Raw genomic sequence first — 26,523 nt, forward strand, 5'->3', positions numbered from 1 at the left:
TGGCGCTACCTAGTTGGGTGGGGGTGGGGTTAGGTGGCGAGCTGCGCGCGGTGGGCGGCGGCGAGGGATGCCAGGGTGGACACCAGCAGCCGGCGCTCCACCACCTTGATGCGCTCGTGCAGGGTCTCCTCGGTGTCGGACTCCTCGATAGCCACGGCTTCCTGGGCGATGATGGGACCGGTGTCCACGCCGGCATCCGCCCAATGGACAGTGCAGCCGGTGACCTTCACGCCATACGCCATCGCATCCCGGACACCGTTCGCGCCCGGGAAAGCCGGAAGCAAAGCGGGGTGGGTGTTCAGGTACCTGCCGTTGAAAGCGTCGATGAATCCCGGGCTCACGATCCGCATAAAACCTGAGGAGACCACCACATCCGGCTCAAACGCGGCAACGGCCTCAGTCAGCGCAGCGTTCCAGTCAGCCCGGTCAGCGAAAGCCTTGAAGTCCACAACGAAGGTTGGGATGCCGGCGTCGGCAGACCGTTCCACCCCGTAGGTCCCCGGCCGGTCGGCCCCCACCGCGGCGATTTCGACGTCGAGGTCCCCCGCCTTCACCGCGTCAATAACTGCCTGGAGGTTGGACCCGGTTCCGGAAACGAGGACTACGATGCGCATGGCTCTAGCTTATGGGCACGCTCGCGTAGGCTGGAAAACATGAACACCACACCGCAACCGGCTGGGCAGCAGCGCACAAAACCGCCGCTCAGCGAGGCAGCCAAGGCCTCGCTCGCCAAGACCCACACCCTGTTCCGGATCTTTGTGGTTTCCGTGCTCGGCTCTTTCTTTGTGTACCAGCTCGATGTCAGCTACCTCTGGTTAACGGCCCTCCTGACGGTGGCCAGCCTGGCCCTCGGCGTGATGCTCCTGATCAGGGCGGCGCGGTTGAAGGAGTCCCGGCTGGTCCTCATCGGGACCATTTCGGGACTGGTGGTGTCCGCGATCATGGTGCTGCTGATCCTGGTCACAGCCCTGTTCTTCGACGAAGTCCGCGAGTACCAGGCGTGCGTCGGCCGGGCTTTGACGGACCAGGCACAGTCGGCGTGCCGGGTGCAGCTGCAAGGCTCGCTGCCCTCGCAGCTCCCTTAGGCACGAGGTCCTACCGGACCAGCTCCGCGTCCTCTTCCTTCGCGGCTTGCTCACGTTCCAGCCAGGGCCCGGCCGCATAGCCAATCACGACGCCGGCAGCAACTTCCGCAGCCACCCAGACTCCCGTCCACAGCGGGTCAGGACCAATCGCGGTCAGGCGTCCGATCCCTGCCGATCCGCGTGCCAGCCACGCCAGGCCGGCGGCCAGCAACCCGGCAGCCAGCCCGCACAGCACCCCGAGCACCACGGTGGAAACCGTGGCACTGAACCAGCGGACCCGGACTTTGATCGAGAGCCACTCGTCGAAGTGGTTTTCGCCTTCACGGAGGAACCACCAGCCGGCCAGCACACCCGCGAGGACCGGGACGATCAAGGCAACGAAGGCATAATCCAGGGGGCCGGCCGGGATGGCGGCCAGCACCGGGATGGAAGGCAGCGGACCCACGGCGGTGCCCAGCGGGCCCACCTGGGATCCGACGCCCATGGCAAAACCTGAACCCGACGCCCAGGCCAGGGCAAACACCACGAGATTGGGCAGGAAGCCCAGCTGCGCGATGGTGAGGGCGGCACCTCCCACCGCCCCGGCGTCGAGCGCTTCATAGACCGCAACCACGAGGTTCCAGTGAATGAACAGGTCAACGGCCAGCAGCAGCGCGGCGAGCGCCAGGGCTGACAGCACCGCCACAAAACCGGCCTTTGCGGCGGAGCCGAGGTAGGACCCCGCCCACCGCGAATGCTGGCTGGTGCGGGAGAGCCAGTCCACGGCGTCGACGCCGATCAGCCTGCTCCAGGAGCCTGCCTCGCGGCGTGCGCCGATCACCATGCCCAGGGCATAGGGAATGAGTGGGATGAACATGGCATGCCAGGGGTTGATGACGACGTCGGGCGTGCGGCAGACGAAGCCCGTTGCCGCCCCGAAGGCCGCGTACACCAGCCAGGAACCGAGGAGTGCCTGCCATAGCTGGTCTGTATAGGAGGCTCGGGCCAGCCGGCGCCCTGCCCGCCAGGCGAGCAGGAACGGGATCAGGGTAAGGCCAAGGGGAATCAGCGTGAGCAGCCCGGACCCGGAGCTGGCCCCGCCCGTGGAGCCGGCGGCCTTGAGTTCCAGCGGCACCCCATGGACCAGCAGCCAGGACTGCCCGGCCAGGCGCGCCAGGAACTCGACGGCGCCGTCGTGGAATCCGGCCGTAGCCCACACCGCCAGGACCGGAGCGATCACCACCAATGCCGAAATAATGGCTGCCTGGGCCGTTTCGAGGGCACCCTGCAGCCACAAGGGCATGGGAAGGCCACGGTCTCCGGTCTGATCAGCGCGCAGTTTCATCGTTGTCCATGGTGTCACGGCGGCCCCGCCCGGTCTGTGACCGACAGGCACAACCGCCTGTGGCACCACCCCACGACCCCTTGCACCGGCGCTTTTCGCATGGGGCGGCCGTAAAATTGAACTGTCCACATGAGTGGCAGGAGGCAAGAATGACTACCGCATCCCCACATGCACACGGCGTTCACTTTGGGCGGGCAGACGTCCAAAACGCCGGCATGGGAGTGGGAATTGTTTTGATGCTGGTGGGTGTCCTGGGCTTTATCCCGGGCGTCACCACCCAATACAGCGAACTAATGTTCCTCGGACCGGCTTCGCATGCCGTGTTCCTTGGCTTGTTCCAGGTATCCATGCTGCTCAACATTGTGCAGCTGGCCATTGGTGCAACGGGTCTGGCCATGTCACGCACCGAGCATGGCGCCCGTAATTTCCTTCTCGGAGCAGGCGCACTGTATGTCGTCCTGGCCATCTTCGGGCTCATTGTCGGTGTTGATTCGGCGGCCAATTTCCTCTCGCTGAACATGATGGACAACTGGACCCACCTGGCACTGGGCGTCGTGATGGTTGCTGCCGGCTGGCTGTTCTCCAGGAACATGGCGTCCGACAGGGCATAGCCCGGTATTCGTAACCCGGGACAACAGGAGCCGCGAATGGGGAAGAACACTAAGTTCTGAAGATATTCGTCCTACTGGCTGGTGCAGTCGCCGCTCCGGCACGGCTGCACCGGCATTCCGCGGCCATACCGCCACCAGCGGGAACCAGCCGCGGCAACAGAACAACAGTTCCGCATGCACAACGACGCCGGGAGCCCCAAGTGGACTCCCGGCGTCGTTCGCTGCGTGGTTGCCTGTGCACCGGTCCGTTCAGCGGCGCGGCAGCAAGTCAGCGGCGGCTGTTGCCGTCCACGCCGTCGGCGTCGATGTGCTCCTTGCGGACTTCCTCGCTAACCGTGGCATCGTCCTGGACCACGTCCTTATCGAGGCGGACCCGCTCCACGGGAACGGTCTCCTTGTCCACCACCGGGCGCTCCTCGTGCAGGATCACCTCATGCTCTTCCTCGCTGATGTCCGGGCCGTTCAAGGCAGCGCCCCGGTTCGCATCAGTGATGGGCTCCCGCTCCAGGCGTACTTCCTCGCGCTGGACCGGAACCGTCTTGGTGACGTTTTCGGTGGTGACGTACTTGCGGAGCCTGGCCCGGCCGGTGGCCTCGCGCTCGGTGCCGACGTGAAGCCGCTCCTCCGAGCGGGTCATGGCGTCGTCGGTGGTGGGGCCGGAGGTGTCGTGGCCAACAGTGCCGCCGGCAGAGGTGCCCGCGGTGGTGCCGGCAGAGGTGCCCCCGGCGGCGCCGGCAGAAGTGCCGCTTGCGTAGCCGTCAGTTCCCGCATTCGGCGTGCCGGCGTTGAGGTCGGCGTCACCCTGGAGGTCCACGTCGTTGCGGGCGTCGGAGTAGGTCCGGGCGCCGCGCTCATAGTAGGTGTACAGCCGGTCTTCTTCCTCCGGCGTAAGGTGCCCGTCCACGTCCACGCGGGGGGCGTCCTTGACGTGGTCCTTGCTGTAGGGCACCACCAGGTCGTCGCCCTGGGCGTGCGCGCCCTCTACGGGAACAAAAGACTGTGAGGTGCCGAAGAGACCGGTCTTGACGGTAACCCAGGTGGGCTCGCCGGTGTCGTCGTCCGCGTAGAGCTGCCCGATTGAGCCGATCTTCTCGCTGTCGGAACCGATGACGTTGCCGCCCTTGGTGAGCAGGCTTTCAAGGTTTTCCCTGTTGAGCATGACGTCTCCTTGGATATGTCGTTGCGGTGGGTCAAGCTAGCCATGGATGTCCCGGCACCGGAATGTTCCCCCGGCGCACGGCCTCCGCCCCCGCTGCTAAAGGCATTCGCGCTAGCTGCCCGTATACAGTAAGCAGGCTTAGCATCAAAAGGGAAGTCTACTTAGTAATTTTCTGCGTTCCCTATGACCCAACCCCTATCTGACGAGGCGCTTTGTCCTGAAATTGGTTCAGGCTCCCTGTGCGAGTGAAACGTGCCGGTGTGGGATGCCCACCAGTGATGCCGCGGCCTTGATGTCGGCCGCCCGGTGCCCCAGGCACAGAGCCCAGTGGTGGCCGGTTCCGGTTTGGCTCCAGAGGTCCACCCAAAGGCCGGGATCGCCGCCGAAATCCACGCGCGACGTAGTGTTCCCGATGGCCAGCAGGGGGCCATGCACCACCGCTCCTTCGGAGGTGACAAATACGTAGCCGCCGTCCGGGTCCTGGCCCAGGGCGAGGGTGGTGACCGGTCCGGGCCGGACGTCGAATTCCACGGACACTCCCCAACCTCGTTTGCCGTGATAGATACCCAGTCCGCGCAGCAGCGGGTCCTTCGCCGAGACTGCAAGATGCGCCGGCCCGTCATGGCCCATCTCCACCACGTTGTCAAAGAAGTTCAGGGCCTGGATTTCGGTGAAGGAGCCTCCGGCACCGATGGCCTGGGCAGTCAGCATGGCAATGGAGGTCCGCAACTCATACTCCCCCGCCATGGGAATTCCGCGCGCTGTGAGGATGGACGAGCCCAGGATCATCCCGGCGCCCAGCCGCTCGTGCTGCTCTCCCGCCAGGCCGCGGTGGTAGTAGGCCACCGAGTCCAGGTCGAAGTCCTTCACGAGCCGGTCCAGGCCCACCGAGACCCTGGCACCCCAGGCGAAGTCGTCGTCGTTCACGGACTCATCGAGCACAAACAGCTCCCTGGCCAGGGCCAGCCGCTCGGAAACCTCATCCCCGGTGACGGCGTTGACGCGCTCGCGCAGGTCATCGAACTCAAGCACCTCTACGTGGGACCCGAACGTGGTGGACACGGTGGTCAGGTCGGTGGCAACGTCAAGCATGCCCGGGTAAAGGTGGCCCATGAGGCCATGGCGGGCGTTGCGGAGACGGGCGCGGACGCCGGCGGCGTGGACCCACTGGCTGATCCGTTCCCAGGCGGAGTCCTGTTTCAGGTGGCCGGAGACGGACCGGAACTGGATGCCCGCCCGGCGGAAGACATTGGCTACCTCGGGCACCGGGCATTGGCCACAGTAAGCCAGCCAGGCTCCGGTATCGAAATTCGCGTGGTCCATCGCTTCGGTGGGCTGGAGATCGATGACCAGCACAGGGCTGCCGGAACGCTGGGCCACGGGCAGGACCATGGAGGACGTCAGGTAGGTGGCCAAGAAGATGACGATGAGGTCGCAGTCGGCCTGCCGCAGCTTTTCTCCCGCTGTGAGGGCTTGGGCGGCATCAGAGATGAACCCCGCGTCGATGACCTCGGCGTCCATTTCCCGAAAGCGTGAGGTGACGTACCGGGCCGATTCCTCCAGCTGCGGCAGGAGGTCCGGAAACTGAGGCCAGTACGCCCCCAGCCCCCCGGACACCAGGCCGATCCGGGTGGGCCGGCGCTTGTGGGGTTCCAGCAAGGCAGCAGCAGACTTCTTGGTGGGCAGCATGGGGCAGCCTTTCCGCGGTTCAATCAGTGCAGGGGCGCGGAAGGCCGGGCGGGCCGGAGAGGCCCGCCCGGCTGGACTTCCGGGCTAGAAGTTGTACTTGTCGATGTTGCCCGTGTTGAAGACGGTGGGCGGCCCCACGATGACCTTTCCGCCTTCCTCAACAGTCCGGTCGCCGAGGTTCCCGGCAGTGAACTTGTCACCGGCCTTTCCGGTGATCTTTCCCTCAACCAGTGCCTTCCCGGCGAACGCGGCAACGTAGCCGAGCTGGGCGGGATCCCAGAGGGCAAACTCCTTAACCGTTCCGTCCTTGACGAACGGCCGCATCTCGTTGGGCAGCCCCAGCCCGGTCAGCGCAACTTTGCCCTTGTAGGCAGACGTGGAGAGGTACCTGGCCGTCGCGGCAATACCCACCGTGGTGGGCGAGATGATGCCCTTCAGGTTCGGGTGTGCCTGCAACAGGCCCTGGGCTTCCTGGAAGGACTTGGTGTCGTCGTCGTCGCCGTAGACCTTGGCAACGAGTTTGATGTCTTTGTACGCCGGATTGGAGGCCAGGTCCTCCTCCATGAACTTGATCCACTCGTTCTGGTTGGTGGCATTTGCCGTGGCGGAGAGGATGGCGATCTCACCGGAGCCGCCGATCTGCTCGGAGATCAGCTTGGTCTGGATCAGTGCCACATCCTTGGCCACCACCTGGCTGATGAACACGTCACGGCAGTCGGGGTTGGCGTCGGAATCGAAGGCCACGATCTTGGCGCCGCCAGAGCGGGCCTCGCCCAGGGCCGTGCAAACGGCGTCGGGATCATTGGCGGCGATGACAATGACGTTTGTTCCCGCCTGCGTTTCAGCATTGATGAATGACACCTGGCTCGACGCCGATGCCTCCAGGGGGCCGACCACCTGGGAGGACGCGAAGTCCGCTTCCTTGGCACCGGTTTTGCCGCCACCCAGGACCACGTCCGTGTAGGGGTTGTTGAGCTGTTTGGGGATGAAGGTGATCTTCTGGTCCTGCACAGCGGCGGAGGTCTCTCCCGAGGTTCCCGAGCCGCCGCTGCATGCCGTCAGGGCCAGTGCCGCAGCGGCCGTGATGGCGACGAGCGGGGCCAAGTGCGGCGGCCGGCCGGGGCTTTTTCGGTTCAACATCATTGTTTTCCTTCTCCCTAGTTGTAGTCCGGTTTTGATTGGTCCTGATGGCCGGTTCAATGGACACGGTCAGTTGAAGCGCCGGCGGCTGTGCCCCCGCTGAAGCTCTGGCGTACCCTGCGGAGATGCCGCCATTCGCGGACCGCGGCGCCGATGCTCGGTGCCACCACGGAGAAGATGAGCAGCAGGCCGGTGACGGTGATGAGGACAACGTCGGACACCCTTCCCAGGCGCAGGGCATAGTTCAGGCTGCCGATCAACAGGACGCCGGCCACCGCACCGGGAATGGTGCCCTTGCCGCCGAAGATCGAGACGCCGCCAAGCAGCACGGCAGCGATGACGGCCAGTTCCAGCCCTGACGCGTTGTCGCTGCGGGCGCTGGTGTAGCGCAGCGTCCAATAGATCCCGGCCAGGGCAGATACGGCACCGGAGGCCGCATAAAGCCAGAACTTGCTGCGGGCTACCTTGATGCCCACGAAGTTGGCCGCTTCCTTGCTGTAGCCCATCGCGTACAGCCCCCGCCCGAAGGGCGTGAAATGGAGCAGGATTCCGAAAAACAACACAATAAGGACGACGCCGATCATCACCGTGGGGATGCCGGTGGCGCCGAGCTTGGAGGTAAAGAAGGCAGTCAGCGGCTTGGGGAAGTTGGCTACAGCGTTGTCCCCGATCACCACCAATGCCAGTCCGCGGAACAGCGCCAGCGTACCGATGGTGACGGCCAGGGACGGCAGGCCCAGGACAGCGATCAGGAAGCCGTTGAACATGCCGGCCGCTACTCCCGCCAGCAGGCTGATGGCCAGTACCAGCCAGATGTCCATGCCGCCGGCCCAGAGGACGCCCATCAGGGCGCTGGTGAGGCCCGCGGTGCTCGCCACCGAGAGGTCGATCTCGCCGGTGACGATGATCAGCGTCATCGGCATGGCGATGAGCAGGACGGGGATGACGTCCAGCAGCAGGAAGCCGGTGGTGACCGGCGAGGCGAAGCGCGGGATGGAGATCGCTGCGAAGACCAGGAACGCGAGAAGGGCGTAGATGGTGACGGCGTCGCGGCTGGCGAGGATGCGCGCGGCACCGGTGCGTCCTTTTGGCTCGGTGGCCAGCGGCTTGGTGCTGTCCGCGACGGGCGGGGCCGCGGGGGTGCTGCCGGGAGTGGTGGTCTCAGACATTCCGTGCCTCGCTTATCCGCAGTTTCCTGGCCGTGCGCAGGCTGGCCAGGCGGTCGATCACGATGGCCGTGAGGATCAGGATGCCCACAATGGCCTGCTGCCAGAATTTGTCCACCCGAAGGGCGGTCAGCGAACTGGTAATGGTGGTCAGCAGCAAGGCACCCAGGGCTGCACCGGCGACCGTCCCGCTTCCGCCGAAAATCGCCACCCCGCCCACTACCGCGGCGGCCACCACGTCCAGTTCCATCCCGGACCCGGTGGTGGCGCCCACGGAGTTGAAGCGGCTTGCGTAGAGGACTCCGGCGAGGCCGGCGAGGGCACCGTTGGCCAGGAAGGCCAGGAACACCCGCTGGGATACCTTGATGCCCAGGACTTTCGCCGCTTCGGGGTCGGAGCCGATGGCGTACAGGTCCCGGCCGGGGCGGGTGCCTGCCATATAGACGGCGACGGCGGCCACCACGGCGATGGCCAGCAGGGTGATGATCGGGAAGCCCAGCACGGTGTCCACGGACAGCGCACCGAAGGCTTCCGGCCGGTCCCCGGCGAAGTACTGCTTTCCGCCGGCCCAGGCGTTGTTCAGGCCGCGAAACACGTAAAGGGTGCCGAGGGTGATCACCAGCGCCGGGACCTTGGCCGCGGTGACCAGGAACCCGTTGAACATGCCGAGCAGGGCGCCGAAGGCCATTCCGAGGAGCAGCACCACAATGATCGGCAGGCCGGGCATAGCAACGAAGATGGAGCCGGTGCCGAAGGCGACCAGCCCCAGCATGGAGCCCACGGACAGGTCGATGTTGCGCGTGATGATCAGCAGGGTCTGTCCGGCCGCCAGGATAACGATGATGGTGGCGTTCAGGAGCAGGTCCTTGACTCCCTGCGGGGACAGGAACAGCGGGTTGTTGATGTAGGTGATGAGCACCAGCAGCACCAACGCAACCAGCACGGGGAGTTCACGCAGGCGCAACAGCCCACCAAGCCCGCCGCCGCCGCCCCGGGCGGGTGCCGCCGTCGTACTTTTTTCCTTGTGTTTGACCGTGGAACTCATTCCATCACTCCTGCCGAGGTTGCCGCATGCATCACTGACTCGGGGTTGGCGTCCGCCCTGTCCAGCTGCGCGGTAATCCGGCCCTCGCGCATTACGAGGACCCGGTCCGCCATCCCCAGGACCTCGGGCAGCTCGGAGGAGATCATCAGGATGGCGATCCCGCGGCCGGCGAGGTCGGAGATGAGTCTGTGCACTTCGCTCTTGGTGCCCACATCGATGCCGCGGGTGGGCTCGTCGATGATGAGCAGCCGGGGATCGGTGGCCAGCCACTTGGCCAGCACCACCTTTTGCTGGTTGCCGCCGGAAAGTGTTGAGACGGCATGCTCCTGGCTTCCGGCCTTCACCTGCAGCCGCTTGCTCCACTCCTTCGCCGCCGCCCGTTCCTTGCCGCCATTGATGAGCCCGGCGGTCACAAACTTGTTCCGCAGGGTGAGCGTCACGTTCCGTGCCACCGACAGGTTCATCACCAGGCCCTGCTTGCGGCGGTCCTCGGGCACAAAGCCGAGGCCGGCGGCAATGGCGGCCTGCGGGTCGCGGGCTTTCAGCGGTTTTCCTTCTACCTGGATCTGCCCTGAGTCGTAGGTGTCGATGCCGAACACGGCCCGGGCCACCTCAGTCCTGCCGGCACCCACCAGGCCGGCGAGCGCAACTATTTCGCCGGCACGGACTTCGAAGCTGATGTCCCGGAAAACACCGGACCTGCTGAGCCCGTCCACCTTCAGGACCGTATGCCCGATCTCCGCCTCGGCCTTGGGAAACAGCGTTCCGATGTCCCTGCCCACCATTTCCCGGACAATCTGTTCAACAGTGACGTCGGCGGTCCGGTGGGTGGCGATGTAGCGGCCGTCGCGCATCACCGTGATCCGGTCGCAGAGATCAAACACTTCGTCGAACCGGTGCGAGATAAACAGGATGCCTGTGCCTTTATCCCGCAGGGCGCGGGCCACGGCAAAGAGCCGGTCCACTTCCACGCCGCTGAGCGCGGCGGTGGGCTCGTCCATCACCAGCACCTTCGCATCGAGCGAAATGGCCTTGGCGATCTCGATGATCTGCTGGTCGGCGATGGACAGCCCCTCCGCCACGCGGGACGGATCAATGGGTACTCCCAGCCGCCCGAACAGCTCAGCGGCCTGCCGCCGAATCCCGGCACGGCTGATCAGCCCGGACCTCCCCTTGGGTTGCCGGCCGATGAAGATATTCTCGGCCACGGTGAGGTCCGGGAACAGCGTGGGCTCCTGGTAAATGACGGAGATTCCGGCGGCCTTGCTTTCCGCCACGTTCTTGAAGTGGACGGGTTCGCCGCTGAGCCGGAAGTCGCCCGAGTCCGGATGGTGCAGGCCGGCGAGGATCTTCACCAGGGTGGATTTGCCGGCGCCGTTCTCACCAACCAGCGCATGGATTTCGCCAGCCCGGATCTCCACCGTGCCGTCCGCCAGCGCCACGACAGGGCCAAAGGTCTTGGCGGCACCGGCCAGCGACAGCACGGCCTCGCTCCCCTGGACCGGATCCTGAATCTCATTGCGTTCTTGCTGCATAAATGAACCGCACCTTTGGGGTCTATGCCAAAAACAATGAATCGTTTCATAACACCTGAGTGACTTGAATCATAAGTCCGCTGACCAGCACGGTCAATAGAATTGGCGGCCCGCCGGGCATTCGTGATTCATCCGTGTTCAAAGCTGATGTTTCCCTAACCTTTCCCCCGGCGTCACATCTGGTCCCCCGCCCGGCAACGAGGTCCGCGCACCGTGGAGGAGTGAGGATCGCAATTGTTGCTGAATCATTCCTGCCCCTGATGAACGGCGTGACGCATTCCATCCTGCGGGTGCTGGACCATCTGCAGGACCGGGGCGACGACGTCCTGGTCATTGCGCCGTCCACCCAGGACGGCGAAGCGCCGGACCGGGTCAAGGGCGCCGAAATCCACCGCCTGCCCGCGGTGCCGCTGGCCGGCTATGCGAACGTCCGGGTGGCGATGGGCGGTGTGTATCGGGTCAAGCGAATCCTTGCCGACTACGCACCGGACGTGGTCCACCTGGCCTCGCCGTTTGTCCTCGGCTGGCGGGCAGTCCAGGCTGCGCATCAACTGGGCATCCCCACCGTGGCCATCTACCAGACCGAGGTTCCCAGCTACGCGGCACGGTACGGTGTCCCGTTCCTGGAGAACTGGGCCTGGAATCGGGTGGACAACATCCACCTGCTCGCCAGCCGCACCCTGGTGCCTTCCACGTTCGCGCTGAACCAGTTGCGCGGCCGCGGCATCCCCCGGCTCCGGATGTGGCGGCGCGGCGTGGACACGGAACGCTTTTCGCCGGAAAAGCGCGACGACGGCTGGCGGGCTTCAGTTGCTCCCGGCGGTCAGCGGATCATCGGCTACGTGGGCCGGCTGGCCGTGGAGAAGCAGGTGGAGGACCTGGCTGTCCTGGCCGGGGTGCCTGGGACCAGGCTGGTGATTGTGGGTGACGGTCCGCAGCGGGGGGCACTGGAACAGGCCCTGCCGGATGCGGCGTTCACCGGATTCCTGGGCGGCGAAGAGCTCGCCCGGGTGATGGCGTCCTTTGACCTGTTTGTCCATCCCGGCGGGTTTGAAACGTTTTGCCAGACTATCCAGGAGGCTATGGCCTCGGGGGTGCCGGTGGTGGCCACCGGCCGCGGCGGCCCCCTGGACCTGGTGGAGAACTCCCGGACCGGCTGGCTCTACGAACCCGGGGACCTGCCAGCCATGCGCGCCCACGTGCTGGACCTGATGGGCGATGACGCCAAGCGCCGCGCTTTCGCAGCAGCGGCACACGCCTCGGTGCAGGACAGGACCTGGCCTGCCCTCTGCCAACAGCTGGTCCGGCACTACGAAGAGGTCATTGCCGGCATGCCGGTTATGGCGCTGGGCCCACGCCCGCCGGGTTCCCTGGCCGAGCCTGCGAGGTCAGGGCGAGGGTGGGGAGTGTGAAGATCTCCATCATCGGCTGCGGCTATCTTGGCGCCGTCCACGCCGCCACGCTGGCGTCCATGGGCCACACGGTGACGGGGATCGACGTGGATCCCGCCAAAGTGGACCAGCTGTCCGGCGGCGTGGCGCCGTTCCATGAACCCGGCCTGGAGGAACTGCTGCAGGACGGCCTCGCCATGGGCCGGCTGAACTTCTCCACGCGCGCGGCCGCCGCCAGGGGCGCGCAAGTGCACTTCCTGTGCGTGGGAACTCCCCAGCACAAAACGTCCGACGCCGCCGACCTCACCTATCTCACCTCTGCCGCGGAGGCGCTGCTGCCGCACCTGGCCGCGGGCGCCGTCGTCGTCGGAAAATCGACCGTGCCCGTGGGCACTGCGGACATGCTCCGCGGCGTGCTGAACGCCCGGCCGGATGTCCTGCTGGGCTGGAATCCGGAGTTCCTCCGGCAAGGCACCGCGGTGAAGGACTCACTGGTGCCGGACCGGCTGGTCTACGGGGTGGACGGCGGCCGGGCCGCAGCGTTCAACCCCCGGACGGGGGCACCCATGGGGGTGACCGCCGCACTGGATGCCGTCTATGAGCCGCTGCTCGCCGCCGGAATTCCCCGTGTGGTGTGCAACTTCGCCACCGCCGAACTCATCAAATCGGCCGCGAACGCCTACCTGGCCACCAAGGTCAGCACCATCAATGCCGTCGCCGGGCTGTGCGACGCCGCCGGCGCGGACGTGGCGGAGTTGAGCGAGGCGATGGGCATGGACCCGCGGATCGGCGGGCGGTACCTGCACGCCGGGCTCGGATTCGGCGGCGGCTGCCTGCCCAAGGACATCCGCAGCTTCCGGTCCCAGGCCGCCGGCCTCGGCGTCACGGCGGTGGCGGACTGGATGCAGCTGGTGGATGCCGTCAACCTCGGCCAGCGCGTGCGGACCGTGAACCTGGCCGCCGAACTCTGCGGCGGCACCCTTGCAGGGCGCTCCGTCACGGTGCTGGGCGCGTCCTTCAAACCGGATACCGACGATATCCGCGATTCCCCTGCCCTGGACGTCGCGGACCGCCTGTCGGCTGCCGGGGCGCACGTGACGGTTACCGACCCCAAGGCAGTGAACCATGCCTGGCGGCGCTACCCGCGGCTCCGGTTCGAGGCCTCCACCCTGCGGGCACTGGAGGGCGCGGAGCTGGTGTTGCTTCTCACCGAGTGGGATGAGTATCGCCGGCTTTCACCTGGCGTTGCCGGGGCGCTGGTACGACGGCGGCTGGTGCTGGATGCGCGCAACGCCCTGGATGTGGCCGTCTGGCGGGCCGAAGGCTGGGACGTGCGAGGCCTCGGGACCTCCGCCGGCGCGGCGCCTGCAGCAGAAGAGGTCAGTCCAGGAGGCCCAGTTCCGCAAAAGCCAGCGCCACCCCGTTACCGCCCGGTCCGGCGGTGAGCCGGTCAGCGACTGCCAGCACCTTCGGATGGCCGCCCTCCACCGCGATGCCAATGCCTGCATACTCGAGCATCTCGATGTCATTGGCGCTGTCGCCGATCGCCACCATGTCTTCCCGCCTCAGGCCGAGGCTCTTCTCCACCACCTGGATGCCCACCGCTTTGTGGGTTCCGGCCATAAAGATCTCCCCGGCGGTGTCGCCCAGGGCGGACAGCGAACTGGGGATGAGTCCCACTCCCGCGCCGAGACCGTCCATCAGGCCGGTCAGCGGAACCGGGGAGTCAAAGCAGGAGATCTTGGCGAAGGACACCGTCCGCAAATCGTCGCTGTACTGCACCGGACCCAGGATGTCCTCCACCGGATCAACGTCAGTGCTGAGAACGCCATCATGCCGGGACCTGCCGGCAAAAACGGGCGTCAGCACCCGCCGCAGGCGCACGTCCACACCGGTCCTTCCATACAGAGCCTCCGGCGCCTCAAGGATGTAGGCAACGTCATTGGCGTCAAGCGCGTCCACGATACGTGCCGCCAGGTCCGGGCTGAACCTCGCGTCCTTAAGTACCTCCCCGTCCAGCTCCACCCGCGCACCGGCACCGGTAATGATCCCGTCAAACCCTGCGTCAAGGATGTGTTCGGGCACCATGGACAGCGGCCGGCCAGTGCAGACAAAGACCAGGTGTCCGCGGCGGCGCACTTCCTGGACGGCGTGCACATGCGCGTCGGGGACCACTCCGTGGTCAGCATAAGTGCCGTCGATATCGAGGAAGATGGCACGCGGCCGGACGTTTTGCTGGCTGGACATGCCGAAGCTCCTTGGTTTTTGGCCGGGGACAGTCAACTCTATCGAAGGGTCCGCAGGAAGGCAGGAAACCCCGGATATTCCTGCCGCTGCCCGCACCGGTTGCAGGAGCGGCGCATTCTTCCCGGGAAAACTGACAGTCATCCCGTGATATTCAGGTCTTGAAGTGTAGTAAGCATGCTGATTGAATTAGGGAACCGGATATGGGGGCACGGCACAACTTACGGATTAAGGAGTGACAACATGGGTATTCTCGGATTTCTCATTTTGGGCCTGATCGCTGGTGCTATTGCCAAGGCCATCCTGCCGGGACGTCAGGGCGGAGGCTGGGTAGTCACCATGGTCCTCGGCGTTGTCGGCGCTATCCTGGGCGGCTGGATCGGCTCGCTGATCTTTGGTGGCGGACTGGCTGAATTCTTCGATATCCGCACATGGCTGCTGGCCATTCTCGGATCGATTGTCGTCCTGCTGATCTACGGCGCAGTCACCAACAGGAGCAGCCGCCGCGTATAGCCGCAGCTACCTATTTCCTCACGGAAAGCGCCGTTCTCCACACACGGAGGGCGGCGCTTTTGCATGCCCTGCCCCTGTCCGTCCGCTGCATTCAGCCCCCGCCTGGGCAAAACCCGTCTCCCCTCAGCCATCGATTTTCGGGGCAGGCACTTTATGATGTGCGAGGGGGGTGGTGTCATGGCTGATTCTCGAAGCCACAGCAACGGTTTAACAGCACCGGCATTCGGCGCGGTCCTGGACGCAAGCCCGGATGCACTCCTCGCGGTGGCTCCGGACGGCACCATCACCATGGCCAACGCCGCCGCCGAGAGGCTTTTCGGGTTCAACAGGAACGACTTGGCAGGCCGGAAACATCACTCGCTGTTCACAGCAGGCTTCCGCACCGAAGTGGAGCGGCTCATCCAGCAACTGCTCACAGCGCCGGGGGAACACCCTCCGCCGCGGGAGGTGTTTGGCGTGAACAGTACGGGGACAGAGTTTTCGGCGGAGGTGGCAGCGTCCCTGCTCCATAACCCGTCCCCGGCCGGGGGGTCCACAGGCGGGGGCGCACCCCAGCTGCTGCTCTCGGTCCGCGGCACCTCGCACCGGGCGGCAGCACAGGAGGACCTGCGCGAAGCAATGTCCCTGCTGACGGCCACCCTGGAATCCACTGCGGACGGCATCCTGGTGATGAGCAACGAAGGGCACGTTGCCGGCTTCAATGACCAGTTCCTGACCATGTGGGGTATCCCGCCGGAACTCCTCGAGGGCGACAGCGAAGAACCGATCATGCGGCTCGTCGTTTCCCAGGTGGCGGACCCGGTGGCCTTTATGGGCAGGGTCACGGAACTGGAGGACAACCCGGCAGCAGAAAGCCACGACATCCTGGATTTCAAGGACGGCCGCACCTTCGAGCGGTATTCCCGCCCGCAGCGCGTGGGTGACAAGGTTGTAGGAAGGGTCTGGAGTTTCCGGGACGTCACCCCGCGGCGCAAGGCCCAGGAACAGGCCCACCAGGCCATGCTGGACCTTGCGGCGCAGGCGGAAAAACTGCGGGCCATGGCATTCCAGGATCCGCTGACAGGCCTGGCCAACCGGGCCGTGTTCAATGACGGACTGGCAGAGGCCCTGAAGGAGCCACGGTTGAAGGCCGTAGACGTCTTCCTGCTGGACCTGGACGACTTCAAGGAAGTCAACGACATCCTGGGGCACCAGGCCGGGGACGACATGCTCATCGAGGTGGCGCGCCGGCTCCGCGGCTGCGTCCCCACCGCTGACGTGGTGGCCAGGCTCGGTGGCGACGAATTCGTAGTGCTGCTGACAGCCTGCCCGAATGCTGATGAAATCGCCGCCTGCATCGTCCGCTGCCTGCACGTTCCCGTCACCATCGACGGCACGGTGCTGCGGCCCAGCCTCAGCCTGGGCCTCGCGTCCCTGGGCGCGGACAACGTGGGCGCCTCCGAGCTGCTGCGGCACGCGGACATCGCCATGTACGCAGCCAAGGCCGCCGGAAAGAACCGCTTCCTCCGGTTCCACCCCGACATGATGACGGCCCTGGTGCGGCGCACCGACATGGAGAGCGGGCTGCAACTGGCGGTGTCCCGGGGCGAGATCTCGGTGGACTACCAGCCGATCGTGTCGCACAGGATGGGCCAGGTGGTGAAGTTTGAGGCACTGGCACGGTGGGACAGGGACGGCGAGCGCGTACCGCCGTCGGTCTTTATCCCCTTGGCTGAACGCACGGGACTGATCAACGAAATCGGTACCGAAGTGATGGCCCTCGGCATGGTGCAGCTGGCCTCGTGGCTAAGCGAAGACCCGTCCCGGTCCCTGTCCGTGAACGTTTCCGGCGTCCAGCTGCAGGACCCGGATTTCGCCGCTGAAGTCCTGCGCCTCGCCGACGCCAGCGGTGTGGCGCCCTACCAGCTGGTGATGGAGGTGACGGAGTCCGTGTTCTTCGACGCCGACTGCAGCCTGATCAAACAGCTCAGCACCCTGCGGGACGTCGGTGCCCGGGTTGCCCTTGACGATTTTGGTACCGGTTATTCGTCCCTCGGAAGGCTGCAGGACCTGCCGGTGGATACGGTAAAGATCGACAAAAGCTTTGTGTCCATGGTGCGCACTGGCACCGAGCGGCTGCCCATCCTCAGCTCCATGATCAACATGGCCCACAGCCTTGGCCTGACGGTGACCGCCGAGGGCGTGGAGACGGCGGCCCAGGCGGACTACCTCACCGCCCTGGACTGCGACTCACTGCAGGGGTACCTCTTCTCGCTGCCTGAGCCGGGCGCACGGCTGGAGCATGCCCTGCACCATGCGGAAGAGGCCCTCAACGCCCTCAAAGCGCGGTAGCGGCAGGCCTCAAATCCGGCCGCCTTCGGCACCGTGAGGGATATCATGGGAAAGCGTCTCCACCCAGGTCTCGGGCGGACTCCGTGACCGGTTTTCCCAGCAGGCTTCCGGGGTTTCAGGGCGCATCTATGGGGAGGATTCCGCGTGTCTCAGACTGGTCTCCTGCAGCACCGGCGCGCCGGCAGCAGCAAGACATTGCCTACGAGGCCGGTGGCCGGGCTGACGGCCCTCGTCCTGGCCGCGCTCGGCCTCTTTTTCACACTTAACAGCGGAACTCCGGCGGCGCTGGTAACCGGCGACTTCGTCATCTTGGCGGCCTCGCTGCTGGCGGGAGCAAGCTGCGCCCGGGCGGCACGGCGCGGCGGCGCCAACGCCAGGGCATGGACATTCATGGCCGGGGCGGCCTTCATTTGGGCTGCGGGGATGGCGGTCTATGCGTCCCTTGGCCTGGCCAACAACCATGTGTACCCGTTCCCCTCCCTGGCAGATGCCTTGTTCCTCTGCTACGCGGTGCCCGCCGTCGCCGCGCTTTTTGCGTTCAGGAGGCGCGGCGGCAACCATGTGGCGCTGTACCGGGCGGTGATGGACGCGGCAGTGATTGCCGGCTCCGTGCTGGTGGTCAGCTGGTACATCGTGCTCGGCGACGCCTTCGATGCGGAGGGTGATCCGCTGGCCCGGCTCACCGGGATGGCCTACCCCGTGGTCGATCTGGTGATCACCTCCCTGGTGCTGGTCCTGGCGATGCGGCGGCAGCCGGGCGAACGGCTGCCCTGGCTGTGCTTCGGCGGGGGCCTCCTGGTGCTGGCCGTGACGGACAGTATTTACGTGCGTTTGACGTTCGACGGCGTCGCCGGCACCACCGGTTCGCCCCTTGCCCTCGGCTGGATCCTCGCCTTCCTCCTGATCGCCCTCGCGCCGCTGGCACCGCATCAAGAGAGCGCCGGGCGGGACCGGACCGGCTACACCCTCGCGCTGGAGCTGCTGCCCTACGTGCCACTGCTCGTGGCAGTGGTGCTGTTCGCCGGTCCCCACCTGGCCGAACTCAATCCCTTCCTGCTGGTGGTGGGCGCTGCCGTGCTGGTCTTCGTGATGGTCCGGCAGGTGCTGATCATCCTGGAGAACATCACCCTGACCACGGGGCTGGAGCATGAGGTGGCGGTCCGCACCACGGAACTTGAGGCAGCCCGCGGGGCGGCCATGGAATCCAGCCGGTTGAAGTCCGAATTCCTGGCCACCATGAGCCACGAGATCCGCACCCCCATGAACGGCGTGGTGGGGCTGACCGCGCTGTTGCTGGAGACCCCGCTGGAGCCCACGCAGAAGCAGTATGCGGAGGGCGTCAAGGGCGCTGGCGAGGCACTGCTGGCCCTGATCAACGACATCCTGGACTTCTCCAAGCTGGAGGCCGGAAAGGTTGACCTGGATGTGCGGCCCTTTGATCCGCGCGTCCTCGTGGAGGAGGTGGCCGGGCTCCTGGCCGAACCCGCGCAGGCCAAGAACCTGGAACTGATCGCCTACTGCGAACCCGGGGTCCCTGCACGGCTGATGGGCGATTCCGGCCGTATCCGGCAGATCATCCTGAACCTGGCTTCCAACGCCGTGAAGTTCACAGCATCCGGGGAGGTGTCCATCAGGGTCAAGACGGAAAGCCCCGGCGCCGCCGACGGGAGCACCGCCGCGGTGTACTTCGAAGTCCGCGATACGGGCATCGGCATCGAGCCGTCCCAGCACGGCAGGCTCTTCCAATCGTTCTCGCAGGCGGACGCCTCCACCACCCGCAGGTACGGCGGCACCGGGCTTGGCCTGGCCATCTGCAGCCGGCTGACGGACGCGATGGAGGGGCAGATCGGCCTCGACAGCATCCCCGGGAAAGGCAGCACCTTCTGGTTCCCGCTGCCCCTGCCGGTGGCGCCGCCGTCCACGGACCCCGTTCCGGCAGCCGGCTTCCTCAACGGCCTGCGGGTATTGGTGGTGGATGACAACGCCACCAACAGGCTGGTGCTCGAATCCCAGCTGCGCGGCTGGCGGCTGCAGCCCGAAGCGGTCCCCGATGCCGCCTCGGCCTTGGTCCGTGCCCGCGAGGCGGATGCTGCCGGGGAACCCTTCCACCTGGCCGTGCTGGACTTCTGCATGCCGGACACGGACGGACTGGAGCTGGCGCGGCGCATTAAGGCAGATGCCCGGCTGGCGGACATGGAACTGATCATGCTCACGTCCACAATGCAGGTTGACGCGGCCGAGATCAGCCAGGCCGGCGTGCGCGAATGGCTGATGAAGCCGGTCAGGAGTTCCGAGTTCTACAACCGGCTGGTCCGGCTGATGTCCACCCACGAACCGGCCGTTCCGGCCGCCGCGCCCGCCCAGGTTCCGGCTGCTCCGGACGGGCCGTCGCGGGGCCGGATCCTGGTGGTGGAGGACAACGAGGTGAACCAGCTGGTGGCCCGTGCCACCGTCAGCAGGCTGGGTTACGCGGTGGACGTGGTGTCCAACGGAGTCGAGGCCCTCGCCGCCACCCGGGAAGCCCGGTATGCCGCGGTGCTGATGGACTGCCACATGCCCGTGATGGATGGTTTTGAAGCCACCCGCCAGATCCGGCGGCGGGACGCAACGCACCCGCGGCTGCCCATTATCGCCATGACCGCCGGGGCGCTGGACGGTGACCGGGAACGGTGCCTCGCTGCCGGAATGGACGATTACCTCGCCAAGCCGGTGGACGCCGCCGCCCTGGAAGCCACGCTCGCCCGCTGGGTTCCCGACCCTGAGGCCCGGCGTGTTCCCGGGCCTCTCCCCCAGCCGCTGGCTGTCACCGGCGGAGCCCCCGCGGCGGACCCGGACACCATTCCTGCCCTGGACCAGGACCGGCTCGCCATTCTGCGGGAACTGGGACCGGACGACGGCCGGGGCCTGCTGCCCGAGGCAGTGGCCGCATTCCGGCGGGGCCTGCCCGCGCATGTTGCCGCCGTGCAGGCGGCCGTGGACGACGGCGACGGGCCGGCTTTGGCGCAGTCATCGCACGCGCTGAAGGGGGCGGCGGCCAACATCGGGGCCGCCGCCGTCGCAAGGATCTGCGCCGGGCTGGAGGCCCTGGGCCGGGATGGAACGCCCGACGGCGGCAATGCCCTGGTCGGCAGCCTTGCGGCCGAACTGAACCGGCTCGATGCGGAATTGGACGCGGCGCTGGAGGTGACCCGATGAAAGTTCTGGTGGCCGATGATGACCCGGGGTCACTGATGGTGGCGAGGGCCGCCGTCGAACGTTCCGGCCATGACTGCCTGGCCGCCGCGGACGGCGACGAGGCCTGGGCGCTGTACCTGGAGCATCAGCCGGACGTGGTGGTTACCGACTGGATGATGCCGGGTATGGACGGGCTGGCGCTCTGCCGGGCCATCCGGGCGCGCGAGCAGGACCTGTACACGTACGTTGTGCTGCTGACCTCGCAGGGGTCCCGGGATGACGTGCTGGCCGGGCTGGAGGCGGGCGCCGACGATTACGTCACCAAGCCGCTGGACCCGTTTGTGTTGCATGCCCGGCTGCTGGTGGCGCGGCGCATCACCACCCTGCACGCGGACCTGGCGCACTACCGCCGGGTCTTGTCCCGGCAGGCGCGGACCGACCCGCTGACGGGGCTGCACAACCGGCTCAAGCTGTCGGAGGACCTGGAGCGGCTGCACCTGCGGAGCGGGCGGTACGAGGAGCAGTACAGCCTGGCCATGTGCGACGTGGACAATTTCAAAAGCTACAACGACGTCTATGGTCACCAGGCCGGAGACCTGGCACTGCGGGCGGTGGCGGCAGCGCTGCTGGGCATCGTCCGGAAGAGCGACGGCGTGTACCGCTACGGGGGCGAGGAGTTCCTGCTGGTGCTGCCCCACCAGTCAGTTTCAGGCGCGAAAGCGCTTATGGAACGGGCGCTGGATGCTGTCCGGGATCTGGCGATTGTGCACGCCGGTGATCCTTCCGGTCAGTTGAGGCTCAGTGCCGGCATAGCTTCGTTCAGTGCCGGGCACCGGGTGGATGCCGAAACGCTGGTGGGTGAGGCGGATGCCGCTTTGTACGCAGCCAAGGCTGGGGGACGGAACAGGGTGGAACTGGCCCGGTAAACCCGGCTCAGGCAGCCTTCTTCGGGCCTGACTTTTTCTGGATCGGCTTCTGCTGCTGGGCCGGGCGCTTCTGCTGTGCGGGCTGCTGTGCCGGGCGTTCCTGGATAGGCGCTGGCCGTTCCTGGATAACCGCCGGCTCGGGCGCATCTGCTTCTTCGGCTACGGATTCGGCTTCCGCTGCCCAGGTTTCCCCCTGGGCGTCGTCGGCGGTTTCGGCAGCACGGTTGCGCTTCCAGCGTCGGACCAGGTCCACGGCGGCGAGGATGCCGGCCAGCGGGGTCAGTACGGCCGCCAGGTAGACGAAGAGCATCCAGGTCAGGGTGGTGAGCGGAGGCTGGTTGTTGTTCAGGAGGGAGAGCCCGCCCAGGAGGCCAACAGCCCAAAAGAGGACCACTGCGGTGAGCACCGCGGCGGCCGGAAAATACTGGTTGGACACGATTTTTTTCAAGGTTTCCATGCAATTCCTCCTGCCTGGCCGGGGCACGGCATCAGCCGTTCAAGACCAGTATGGGCCTGCCGGAGCCCGAATCCCGGCAACACGCAGGCGGTGGTGACGAACCTAACGTCCGACCCCACAAGGGTTGGCTGTTCTCCCCTCTTCCCTGCGGGAGGCTCAGCTAATACCGTGGACCTGACCGGCCCCGATGCCGGCTTGCCCAAACCGTTGGCGCCACTGGAGGTCCTTCATGCGTAAAGTCACTGCCGGCCTGTTTCACTCCGTCGATGGGGTGGTGTCAGATCCCTTCAAGTTCCAATTCGACAGCTTCGATGACGAACTCGGTGTGGGCATGACCAGGATGATGGAAACAGTGGACTCCGTGGTGCTGGGGCGGGTCAGCTACCAGGAATGGGCTCAATATTGGCCGAACGCCTCAGCGGACCAGGACTTCGCGGCCTTCATTAATCCCGTGGAAAAGTTTGTGGCCTCCCGGTCTCTCAAGGATCCGCTGGAATGGCAGAACTCGCGACTGATGGACGCGCCGCTGGACGAGTTTGTGGGCAAACTGAAGGAGCGCGACGGCGGTGAGATCGCCGTATGCGGCAGCATCTCCGTGACCCGGCAGCTGCTGTTCGCCGGCCTGCTGGATTCGCTGACCCTGATGACCCACCCGGTGATCGCCGGCACCGGCCGGCGCCTGTTCGAAGACGGCGATCCCATCACCCGGCTCGAGCTGCAGGACCAGTACCGCACCAGCAAAGGCAACGTGGTCAGCGTTTACGGACGCCGGGGCGAATAGGGGCGCGGGGCCCCTGGTGAACGCAAAGAATGCTTCCTTTGGTCAGCAGTTTTAGGTCCAGGAGCCAAGAGGGTATCTTTCAGCGGACAATTAGGTAGCGAGTAGGCCTGAATAGGTAGTTTGTGATCTGTTCCTTGGCTTTTAAGCGGAATACGATGACTGCACTGCGTCGGCGAGGCCGGCCAAGCGGCTCAATATCGGGTCGCAGTCAGGGCCACCGCCCGAACCGCTCCAAGCAACGGTTCCTTCTGCGTATTCTGATGCCTCCCAAGGCCCCGGATTGCGCAATTGAAATCCCTTCAACCAGGACCCGCTAAAGCAGTGGCTTGCGGCTTTTGAAAGGCAAAAAAATTAAAACCGCAAGGACCGCAAAATAGGAATGGGGTTAGGGCGCGCAGCCAATCTTGGGTTATCCATCCAAAATACACACCGAGAAGGATTATCACATGAAAACAAGTGTTATTCGTATGGTGGCGCCAGCAGTACTGGCGGCAGTCGTCCTGGTATCGCCGATTCACCGGCACTTGCGCAAGACCCATTCATTCTCCGAGCGGGTCCGGGCTGTGCTTTTAAGCTTGGCTTCGCGCAGAACGGCGGCAACCTTCACACCAAGACCTTCTACGATGCTAAGGGCAATCCGGTCCGAGTCCTCGAAGTGGGCAAGGATACGTCAATACTTATACAAACTACGGAGTTAGTCCCGAAAACCCCGTCCAAGGTGAATCAGTCTCCATTGGTACCGACGAGTCAGTTAAGAGATCGTGACAAATACCAGTGACTGCCCGGCCACATTTCCGCGAGATGTGCCACCCGGACCTTCGACCATTCAATACATAGGAAAATTGTCTGGACCAATGGCACGGACGGCGTCCTCACTCTACTGACTACCCCTGAATAGAAGATCGACGTCTGTGCTGAGCTGTTTAGCCAATTCTTTAGTCCGCGTTCCGGTCCAGCATTTCCCCGATAATACGGGCGCCTTCGGGAAAGGCGCCCGGATTCGTCCCGGAGTAGTTGAGCCGGATGAAGGGGCCGGCCGGTTCGGCCGGGAACCACTCGTTGCCGGGAGCGATGATCACGCCGGCGGATTCGCAGTCCCGGGTCAGCCGCGCCAGGTCAGTCCCGTCCGGCAGCCGCACCCATACATTCAGGCCGCCCTTGGGCACCTGCTCCAGGTGCGCGGTGGGGGCATGCTCGCGCAGGCTGGTGACCAGCAGGTCGCGCCGGGATTCAAGCTGGTGGCGGAGGCTGCGCAGGTGCGTCTGCCACCCCGGCTGCGTGACGACGTCGAGCGCGGCCGCCTGCAGCAGGCCGCTGACGTACATCGACTCGGCTGCGCGGTCCGCGAGGATCCGCTCCCGCGCAGGACCGCGGGCAATCAGCGCGGCTACCCGGATCGACGTCGACACACTCTTAGTGAGCGAGCGCAGGTAGACAACGTGGCCCGAGTCGTCACGGGAGGCCACCGGCACCGGACTGCTGGTGATGCCGAAGTCGTGCGCCCAGTCGTCCTCCACCAGGAACGCGCCCTGCGCACGCACCACCTCCAGCACCTGCTCACGCCGCTCTGCCGTCCACTGGGCGCCGGTGGGATTGGCGTAATTGGGTTGCGCGTAAAACACCCTGGCCCCGGACTCCTCAAAGGCCCGCGTCAGTTCCACCGGGTCGGGACCGTCAGGCCCGGCAGGAACCGGGACCACACGGACACCGGCCTGCGCCGCCGCCAGGATGGCGCCCCAGTAAGTAGGCGACTCCAGCAGCAGCGGCTGCCCCCTGCCTACCAGCGCACTGAAGATTGAGCTCAGTCCGCTCTGGCTGCCAGGAAGTACGACGACGTCGCTTGGGTTGGGCGGTGTGGTCCCGGCCGGCGTTGATGCACCCAGCTCGTGCGCGAACCACGACTGCAGTTCCGGCAGGCCGGCGGCGGGAGGCCGGGACAAGGCGGCGTCACCGCGGGCCGCCCGGGTGAGGGCGGCCCGTACCAGCCGCTCGGGCAGCAGCTCCCGGGCGGGGTAGCCGGAGTGGAAGGAGATGGCATCCAGCGGCAGGTCGCGCATGGTGGATGATGCCGTGGGCAGCGCCGCCCGCGGTGAGCGGAGGGCAGCCGTCTGCCAGCCGTAGTCCGACGGCTTCGCCGTCCTGGCAGCGCGTACGAAGGTCCCTACGCCGGGCCTGCTCTCGATCAGGCCCTGCGCCGTCAGTGTTTGCAGCGCCTTCTGCACCGTCACCGGGCTGGCCTGGTACTCGGCCACCAGGGAGCGGGTGGACGGAAGCTTTGCACCAGGCGCGGCTGCAGCCATCCATGTTTTCAGGTGCGTTGCGATCCGCGAACTGCTATCGTTGTTCATGAGAGACAATAGTAGCGCTACCCTTGTTGAGCGCACAGTGATACTGCCATCGAAGGCCTCGGGATTGTGGCTGGGGCTCGTCGGAGTGGTTGCATTCTCGTTCACTGTCCCGTTCACCAAAGTGGCGGTGGCCAGCCTATCTCCGCTGTTCATGGGGTCGGGGCGGGCCGTGGTGGCAGCGGTACTGGCAGGTTCAGCCCTCGCACTGACCCGGCAGCGGCTCCCCCGCGGAGTGCAATGGGCACGCCTGGCCGTAGTGGCGGCCGGCGTCGTGGTTGGCTTCCCGCTACTGACCTCCTTTGCCTTGACCGCTACACCCGCCAGCCACGGGGCCGTGGTGATCGCTCTGCTGCCGGCCGCTACTGCAACAGCAGCCGTACTCCGCGGGCGGGAACGGCCGCCGCTGGCGTTCTGGCTGGTCACCGCGGCCGGCGCCCTCGCAGCTGTCGCCTTCGCTTCCCTTCACTCCGGCGGTTTCGGGCAGCTGCACTGGGCGGACGTGCTGCTCCTCGGTGCGGTGATGGCCGCTGCCATCGGCTACGCCGAGGGTGGCCTGCTGGCCCGCGAGGTTGGCGCCTGGCAGACCGTGTCGTGGGCGTTAGTGCTCGCGGCGCCGCTGATGGTGCTGCTGACAGCCGTCTCAATCGCCCAGCAACCGCCGACCGCGGCGCCCATGCAGTGGCTGGCGTTCGGCTACCTCGGCGTGGTCAGTATGTTCCTGGGGTTCTTCGCCTGGTACCGCGGCCTGGCCATCGGCCCCATGGCCTCGGTCAGCCAGATCCAGCTCGTCCAGCCGGTCCTGACCATCTGCTGGGCGGCCCTCCTCCTGGGCGAGAGCCTGACGTGGCCAACGGCCCTCGGCGCACTCGCGGTCATCCTCTGCGCCGGGGCCGCCGTCCGGGTCCGGCTCCAGCCTGCACCGGTCCCGCCCGCAGTCCCTCATCCCGCCCGAAGCCTCCAGCCAGCAAAGGACTAGCCCATGTACACCCCGGCCCATTTCCTACCCAGTTCCGAGACGGTCCAGCACCTCCTTGACTACCCCGGCGCGGCCAACCTCGTCACCATGACGCCGCAGGGCCTCCTCGCTACGCTCCTGCCGGTTGTCTATGATCCCGACGTCGGAGAGCACGGCGCGCTGCAGGGGCACCTCGCGCGGAACAACACGCAGTGGTCCGAACCCGCAAGCGGGGAGGCCCTGGCCATCATCCAGGGTGCGGACGCCTACGTCTCGCCGTCCTGGTACGCCTCCAAGGCTGAACACGGACGGGTTGTCCCCACCTGGAACTACACCACGGCCCACGTTTACGGCAGGCTGGTGATCCATGACGATCCGGTCTGGGTTTCGCGCCAGGTCCGGCGGCTCACCGGGGTGCACGAGGCCGGGTTCGACCACCCGTGGAGCGTGGACGACGCACCTGAGCGCTTCATTACCGGGCAACTGCGGGCCATCGTCGGCGTGGAACTGGTGATCACCCGGATCGAGGCCAAGGCCAAGCTGAGCCAGAACCGTCCTGTTGCCGACATTGACGGCGTGGTGGCCGGGCTCAGAGCGCGGGGGCAGTCCGAGGCGGCGGCCGACGTCGAGCGGGCGCGCTGACCGGCAC

General features: G+C 66.0%; 22 protein-coding genes. 11 read left to right on the top strand and 11 right to left on the bottom strand.

Annotated features, from left to right (window positions below; all coding sequences use genetic code 11):
- Positions 1 to 29 precede the first annotated feature (29 nt).
- Positions 30 to 614 (bottom strand): phosphoribosylglycinamide formyltransferase, encoded by a 585-nt coding sequence (purN, locus tag QF047_RS14795; RefSeq protein WP_307278479.1) that lies wholly within the window; start codon positions 612 to 614, stop codon positions 30 to 32.
- Positions 615 to 653: 39 nt separating this feature from the next.
- Here purN and QF047_RS14800 point away from each other — a divergent pair, with 39 nt between their 5' ends.
- Positions 654 to 1,085 carry a hypothetical protein gene (locus QF047_RS14800; RefSeq protein WP_307278482.1) on the top strand — a complete coding sequence of 144 codons (432 nt, stop codon included), beginning with the start codon at positions 654 to 656 and terminating at the stop codon, positions 1,083 to 1,085.
- 10 nt (positions 1,086 to 1,095) lie between these two features.
- Here QF047_RS14800 and QF047_RS14805 read toward each other — a convergent pair whose 3' ends face one another.
- A complete protein-coding gene (locus QF047_RS14805) occupies positions 1,096 to 2,409 on the bottom strand; it encodes a DUF6350 family protein (protein ID WP_307278485.1) in 1,314 nt (437 codons plus the stop codon).
- 149 nt (positions 2,410 to 2,558) lie between these two features.
- On the opposite strand from QF047_RS14805, the gene QF047_RS14810 reads away from it, so the two are divergent.
- A complete protein-coding gene (locus tag QF047_RS14810; RefSeq protein ID WP_306638568.1) occupies positions 2,559 to 3,020 on the top strand; it encodes a DUF4383 domain-containing protein in 462 nt (153 codons plus the stop codon).
- A 268-nt stretch (positions 3,021 to 3,288) separates the two neighbouring features.
- On the opposite strand, the gene QF047_RS14815 is transcribed toward QF047_RS14810, so the two are convergent.
- The 6 genes from QF047_RS14815 to QF047_RS14840 all read right to left on the bottom strand — a co-directional run bounded on the left by QF047_RS14815 (position 3,289) and on the right by QF047_RS14840 (position 10,754).
- Positions 3,289 to 4,179: a PRC and DUF2382 domain-containing protein gene (locus QF047_RS14815; protein ID WP_307278492.1), complete on the bottom strand. Its 891-nt coding sequence runs from the start codon at positions 4,177 to 4,179 to the stop codon at positions 3,289 to 3,291.
- Between the two features lie 228 nt (positions 4,180 to 4,407).
- Complete coding sequence (locus QF047_RS14820) at positions 4,408 to 5,868, bottom strand: L-fucose/L-arabinose isomerase family protein (protein WP_307278495.1); 1,461 nt, start codon at positions 5,866 to 5,868, stop codon at positions 4,408 to 4,410.
- Positions 5,869 to 5,952: 84 nt separating this feature from the next.
- Positions 5,953 to 7,011: a rhamnose ABC transporter substrate-binding protein gene (gene rhaS / locus QF047_RS14825; protein WP_307278498.1), complete on the bottom strand. Its 1,059-nt coding sequence runs from the start codon at positions 7,009 to 7,011 to the stop codon at positions 5,953 to 5,955.
- A 53-nt stretch (positions 7,012 to 7,064) separates the two neighbouring features.
- Positions 7,065 to 8,177 carry an ABC transporter permease gene (locus QF047_RS14830; protein ID WP_307278500.1) on the bottom strand — a complete coding sequence of 371 codons (1,113 nt, stop codon included), beginning with the start codon at positions 8,175 to 8,177 and terminating at the stop codon, positions 7,065 to 7,067.
- Entirely contained in the window at positions 8,170 to 9,219 is a 1,050-nt protein-coding gene (locus tag QF047_RS14835; RefSeq protein WP_307278503.1) for an ABC transporter permease, read from the bottom strand. The genes QF047_RS14830 and QF047_RS14835 overlap by 8 nt, the downstream gene beginning before the upstream one ends.
- Positions 9,216 to 10,754 carry a sugar ABC transporter ATP-binding protein gene (locus tag QF047_RS14840; protein WP_307278506.1) on the bottom strand — a complete coding sequence of 513 codons (1,539 nt, stop codon included), beginning with the start codon at positions 10,752 to 10,754 and terminating at the stop codon, positions 9,216 to 9,218. The genes QF047_RS14835 and QF047_RS14840 overlap by 4 nt, the downstream gene beginning before the upstream one ends.
- A gap of 221 nt (positions 10,755 to 10,975) precedes the next feature.
- On the opposite strand from QF047_RS14840, the gene QF047_RS14845 reads away from it, so the two are divergent.
- Both QF047_RS14845 and QF047_RS14850 read left to right on the top strand, forming a co-directional pair.
- Positions 10,976 to 12,166, top strand: a complete 1,191-nt coding sequence (locus QF047_RS14845) for a glycosyltransferase family 1 protein (RefSeq protein WP_307278509.1) — start codon at positions 10,976 to 10,978, stop codon at positions 12,164 to 12,166.
- Positions 12,163 to 13,590 (top strand): UDP-glucose/GDP-mannose dehydrogenase family protein, encoded by a 1,428-nt coding sequence (locus QF047_RS14850; RefSeq protein WP_307278511.1) that lies wholly within the window; start codon positions 12,163 to 12,165, stop codon positions 13,588 to 13,590. Before QF047_RS14845 ends, QF047_RS14850 begins: the two co-directional genes overlap by 4 nt.
- Here QF047_RS14850 and QF047_RS14855 read toward each other — a convergent pair.
- Entirely contained in the window at positions 13,526 to 14,392 is an 867-nt protein-coding gene (locus QF047_RS14855) for an HAD family hydrolase (RefSeq protein WP_307278514.1), read from the bottom strand. The genes QF047_RS14850 and QF047_RS14855 overlap by 65 nt on opposite strands.
- A gap of 240 nt (positions 14,393 to 14,632) precedes the next feature.
- On the opposite strand from QF047_RS14855, the gene QF047_RS14860 reads away from it, so the two are divergent.
- The 4 genes from QF047_RS14860 to QF047_RS14875 all read left to right on the top strand — a co-directional run bounded on the left by QF047_RS14860 (position 14,633) and on the right by QF047_RS14875 (position 21,333).
- A complete protein-coding gene (locus QF047_RS14860; RefSeq protein ID WP_050055989.1) occupies positions 14,633 to 14,902 on the top strand; it encodes a GlsB/YeaQ/YmgE family stress response membrane protein in 270 nt (89 codons plus the stop codon).
- Positions 14,903 to 15,079: 177 nt separating this feature from the next.
- Positions 15,080 to 17,233, top strand: coding sequence for a bifunctional diguanylate cyclase/phosphodiesterase (locus QF047_RS14865; RefSeq protein ID WP_307278517.1), 2,154 nt, complete (start codon positions 15,080 to 15,082; stop codon positions 17,231 to 17,233).
- Between the two features lie 144 nt (positions 17,234 to 17,377).
- Positions 17,378 to 20,428, top strand: coding sequence for a response regulator (locus tag QF047_RS14870; RefSeq protein WP_307278520.1), 3,051 nt, complete (start codon positions 17,378 to 17,380; stop codon positions 20,426 to 20,428).
- Positions 20,425 to 21,333: a diguanylate cyclase gene (locus QF047_RS14875; RefSeq protein WP_306638556.1), complete on the top strand. Its 909-nt coding sequence runs from the start codon at positions 20,425 to 20,427 to the stop codon at positions 21,331 to 21,333. Before QF047_RS14870 ends, QF047_RS14875 begins: the two co-directional genes overlap by 4 nt.
- 7 nt (positions 21,334 to 21,340) lie before the next feature.
- On the opposite strand, the gene QF047_RS14880 is transcribed toward QF047_RS14875, so the two are convergent.
- Positions 21,341 to 21,790 (bottom strand): hypothetical protein, encoded by a 450-nt coding sequence (locus QF047_RS14880; protein ID WP_307278525.1) that lies wholly within the window; start codon positions 21,788 to 21,790, stop codon positions 21,341 to 21,343.
- A gap of 229 nt (positions 21,791 to 22,019) precedes the next feature.
- Between QF047_RS14880 and QF047_RS14885 the strand changes: the two genes are divergently transcribed.
- Positions 22,020 to 22,571, top strand: coding sequence for a dihydrofolate reductase family protein (locus QF047_RS14885; protein WP_307278529.1), 552 nt, complete (start codon positions 22,020 to 22,022; stop codon positions 22,569 to 22,571).
- A gap of 935 nt (positions 22,572 to 23,506) precedes the next feature.
- Here the strand turns inward: QF047_RS14885 and QF047_RS14890 are convergent.
- Positions 23,507 to 24,919: a PLP-dependent aminotransferase family protein gene (locus QF047_RS14890; protein ID WP_307278532.1), complete on the bottom strand. Its 1,413-nt coding sequence runs from the start codon at positions 24,917 to 24,919 to the stop codon at positions 23,507 to 23,509.
- Here QF047_RS14890 and QF047_RS14895 point away from each other — a divergent pair.
- The gene (locus tag QF047_RS14895) at positions 24,918 to 25,895 is read left to right on the top strand and encodes a DMT family transporter (protein WP_307278535.1); all 978 of its coding nucleotides are present in this window, start codon (positions 24,918 to 24,920) and stop codon (positions 25,893 to 25,895) included. The two genes, QF047_RS14890 and QF047_RS14895, sit on opposite strands and share 2 nt — an antisense overlap.
- Positions 25,896 to 25,898: 3 nt before the next feature.
- Complete coding sequence (locus QF047_RS14900; RefSeq protein ID WP_307278538.1) at positions 25,899 to 26,516, top strand: FMN-binding negative transcriptional regulator; 618 nt, start codon at positions 25,899 to 25,901, stop codon at positions 26,514 to 26,516.
- Positions 26,517 to 26,523: the final 7 nt, after the last annotated feature.

This window comes from Arthrobacter sp. W4I7 (assembly GCF_030816215.1).
GTDB lineage: Bacteria > Actinomycetota > Actinomycetes > Actinomycetales > Micrococcaceae > Arthrobacter > Arthrobacter siccitolerans_A.

Bases quoted from the DNA above. Each gene is read 5' to 3' on its own strand.
- QF047_RS14895 (WP_307278535.1), top strand. From the start codon at position 24,918: ATGAGAGACAATAGTAGCGCTACCCTTGTTGAGCGCACAGTGATACTG.
- QF047_RS14880 (WP_307278525.1), bottom strand. From the start codon at position 21,790: ATGGAAACCTTGAAAAAAATCGTGTCCAACCAGTATTTTCCGGCCGCC.
- QF047_RS14800 (WP_307278482.1), top strand. From the start codon at position 654: ATGAACACCACACCGCAACCGGCTGGGCAGCAGCGCACAAAACCGCCG.
- QF047_RS14830 (WP_307278500.1), bottom strand. From the start codon at position 8,177: ATGTCTGAGACCACCACTCCCGGCAGCACCCCCGCGGCCCCGCCCGTC.
- QF047_RS14840 (WP_307278506.1), bottom strand. From the start codon at position 10,754: ATGCAGCAAGAACGCAATGAGATTCAGGATCCGGTCCAGGGGAGCGAG.
- QF047_RS14820 (WP_307278495.1), bottom strand. From the start codon at position 5,868: ATGCTGCCCACCAAGAAGTCTGCTGCTGCCTTGCTGGAACCCCACAAG.
- QF047_RS14810 (WP_306638568.1), top strand. From the start codon at position 2,559: ATGACTACCGCATCCCCACATGCACACGGCGTTCACTTTGGGCGGGCA.
- QF047_RS14815 (WP_307278492.1), bottom strand. From the start codon at position 4,179: ATGCTCAACAGGGAAAACCTTGAAAGCCTGCTCACCAAGGGCGGCAAC.
- QF047_RS14835 (WP_307278503.1), bottom strand. From the start codon at position 9,219: ATGAGTTCCACGGTCAAACACAAGGAAAAAAGTACGACGGCGGCACCC.
- QF047_RS14805 (WP_307278485.1), bottom strand. From the start codon at position 2,409: ATGAAACTGCGCGCTGATCAGACCGGAGACCGTGGCCTTCCCATGCCC.
- purN (WP_307278479.1), bottom strand. From the start codon at position 614: ATGCGCATCGTAGTCCTCGTTTCCGGAACCGGGTCCAACCTCCAGGCA.
- QF047_RS14890 (WP_307278532.1), bottom strand. From the start codon at position 24,919: ATGAACAACGATAGCAGTTCGCGGATCGCAACGCACCTGAAAACATGG.
- rhaS (WP_307278498.1), bottom strand. From the start codon at position 7,011: ATGATGTTGAACCGAAAAAGCCCCGGCCGGCCGCCGCACTTGGCCCCG.
- QF047_RS14865 (WP_307278517.1), top strand. From the start codon at position 15,080: ATGGCTGATTCTCGAAGCCACAGCAACGGTTTAACAGCACCGGCATTC.
- QF047_RS14855 (WP_307278514.1), bottom strand. From the start codon at position 14,392: ATGTCCAGCCAGCAAAACGTCCGGCCGCGTGCCATCTTCCTCGATATC.
- QF047_RS14885 (WP_307278529.1), top strand. From the start codon at position 22,020: ATGCGTAAAGTCACTGCCGGCCTGTTTCACTCCGTCGATGGGGTGGTG.
- QF047_RS14860 (WP_050055989.1), top strand. From the start codon at position 14,633: ATGGGTATTCTCGGATTTCTCATTTTGGGCCTGATCGCTGGTGCTATT.
- QF047_RS14875 (WP_306638556.1), top strand. From the start codon at position 20,425: ATGAAAGTTCTGGTGGCCGATGATGACCCGGGGTCACTGATGGTGGCG.
- QF047_RS14900 (WP_307278538.1), top strand. From the start codon at position 25,899: ATGTACACCCCGGCCCATTTCCTACCCAGTTCCGAGACGGTCCAGCAC.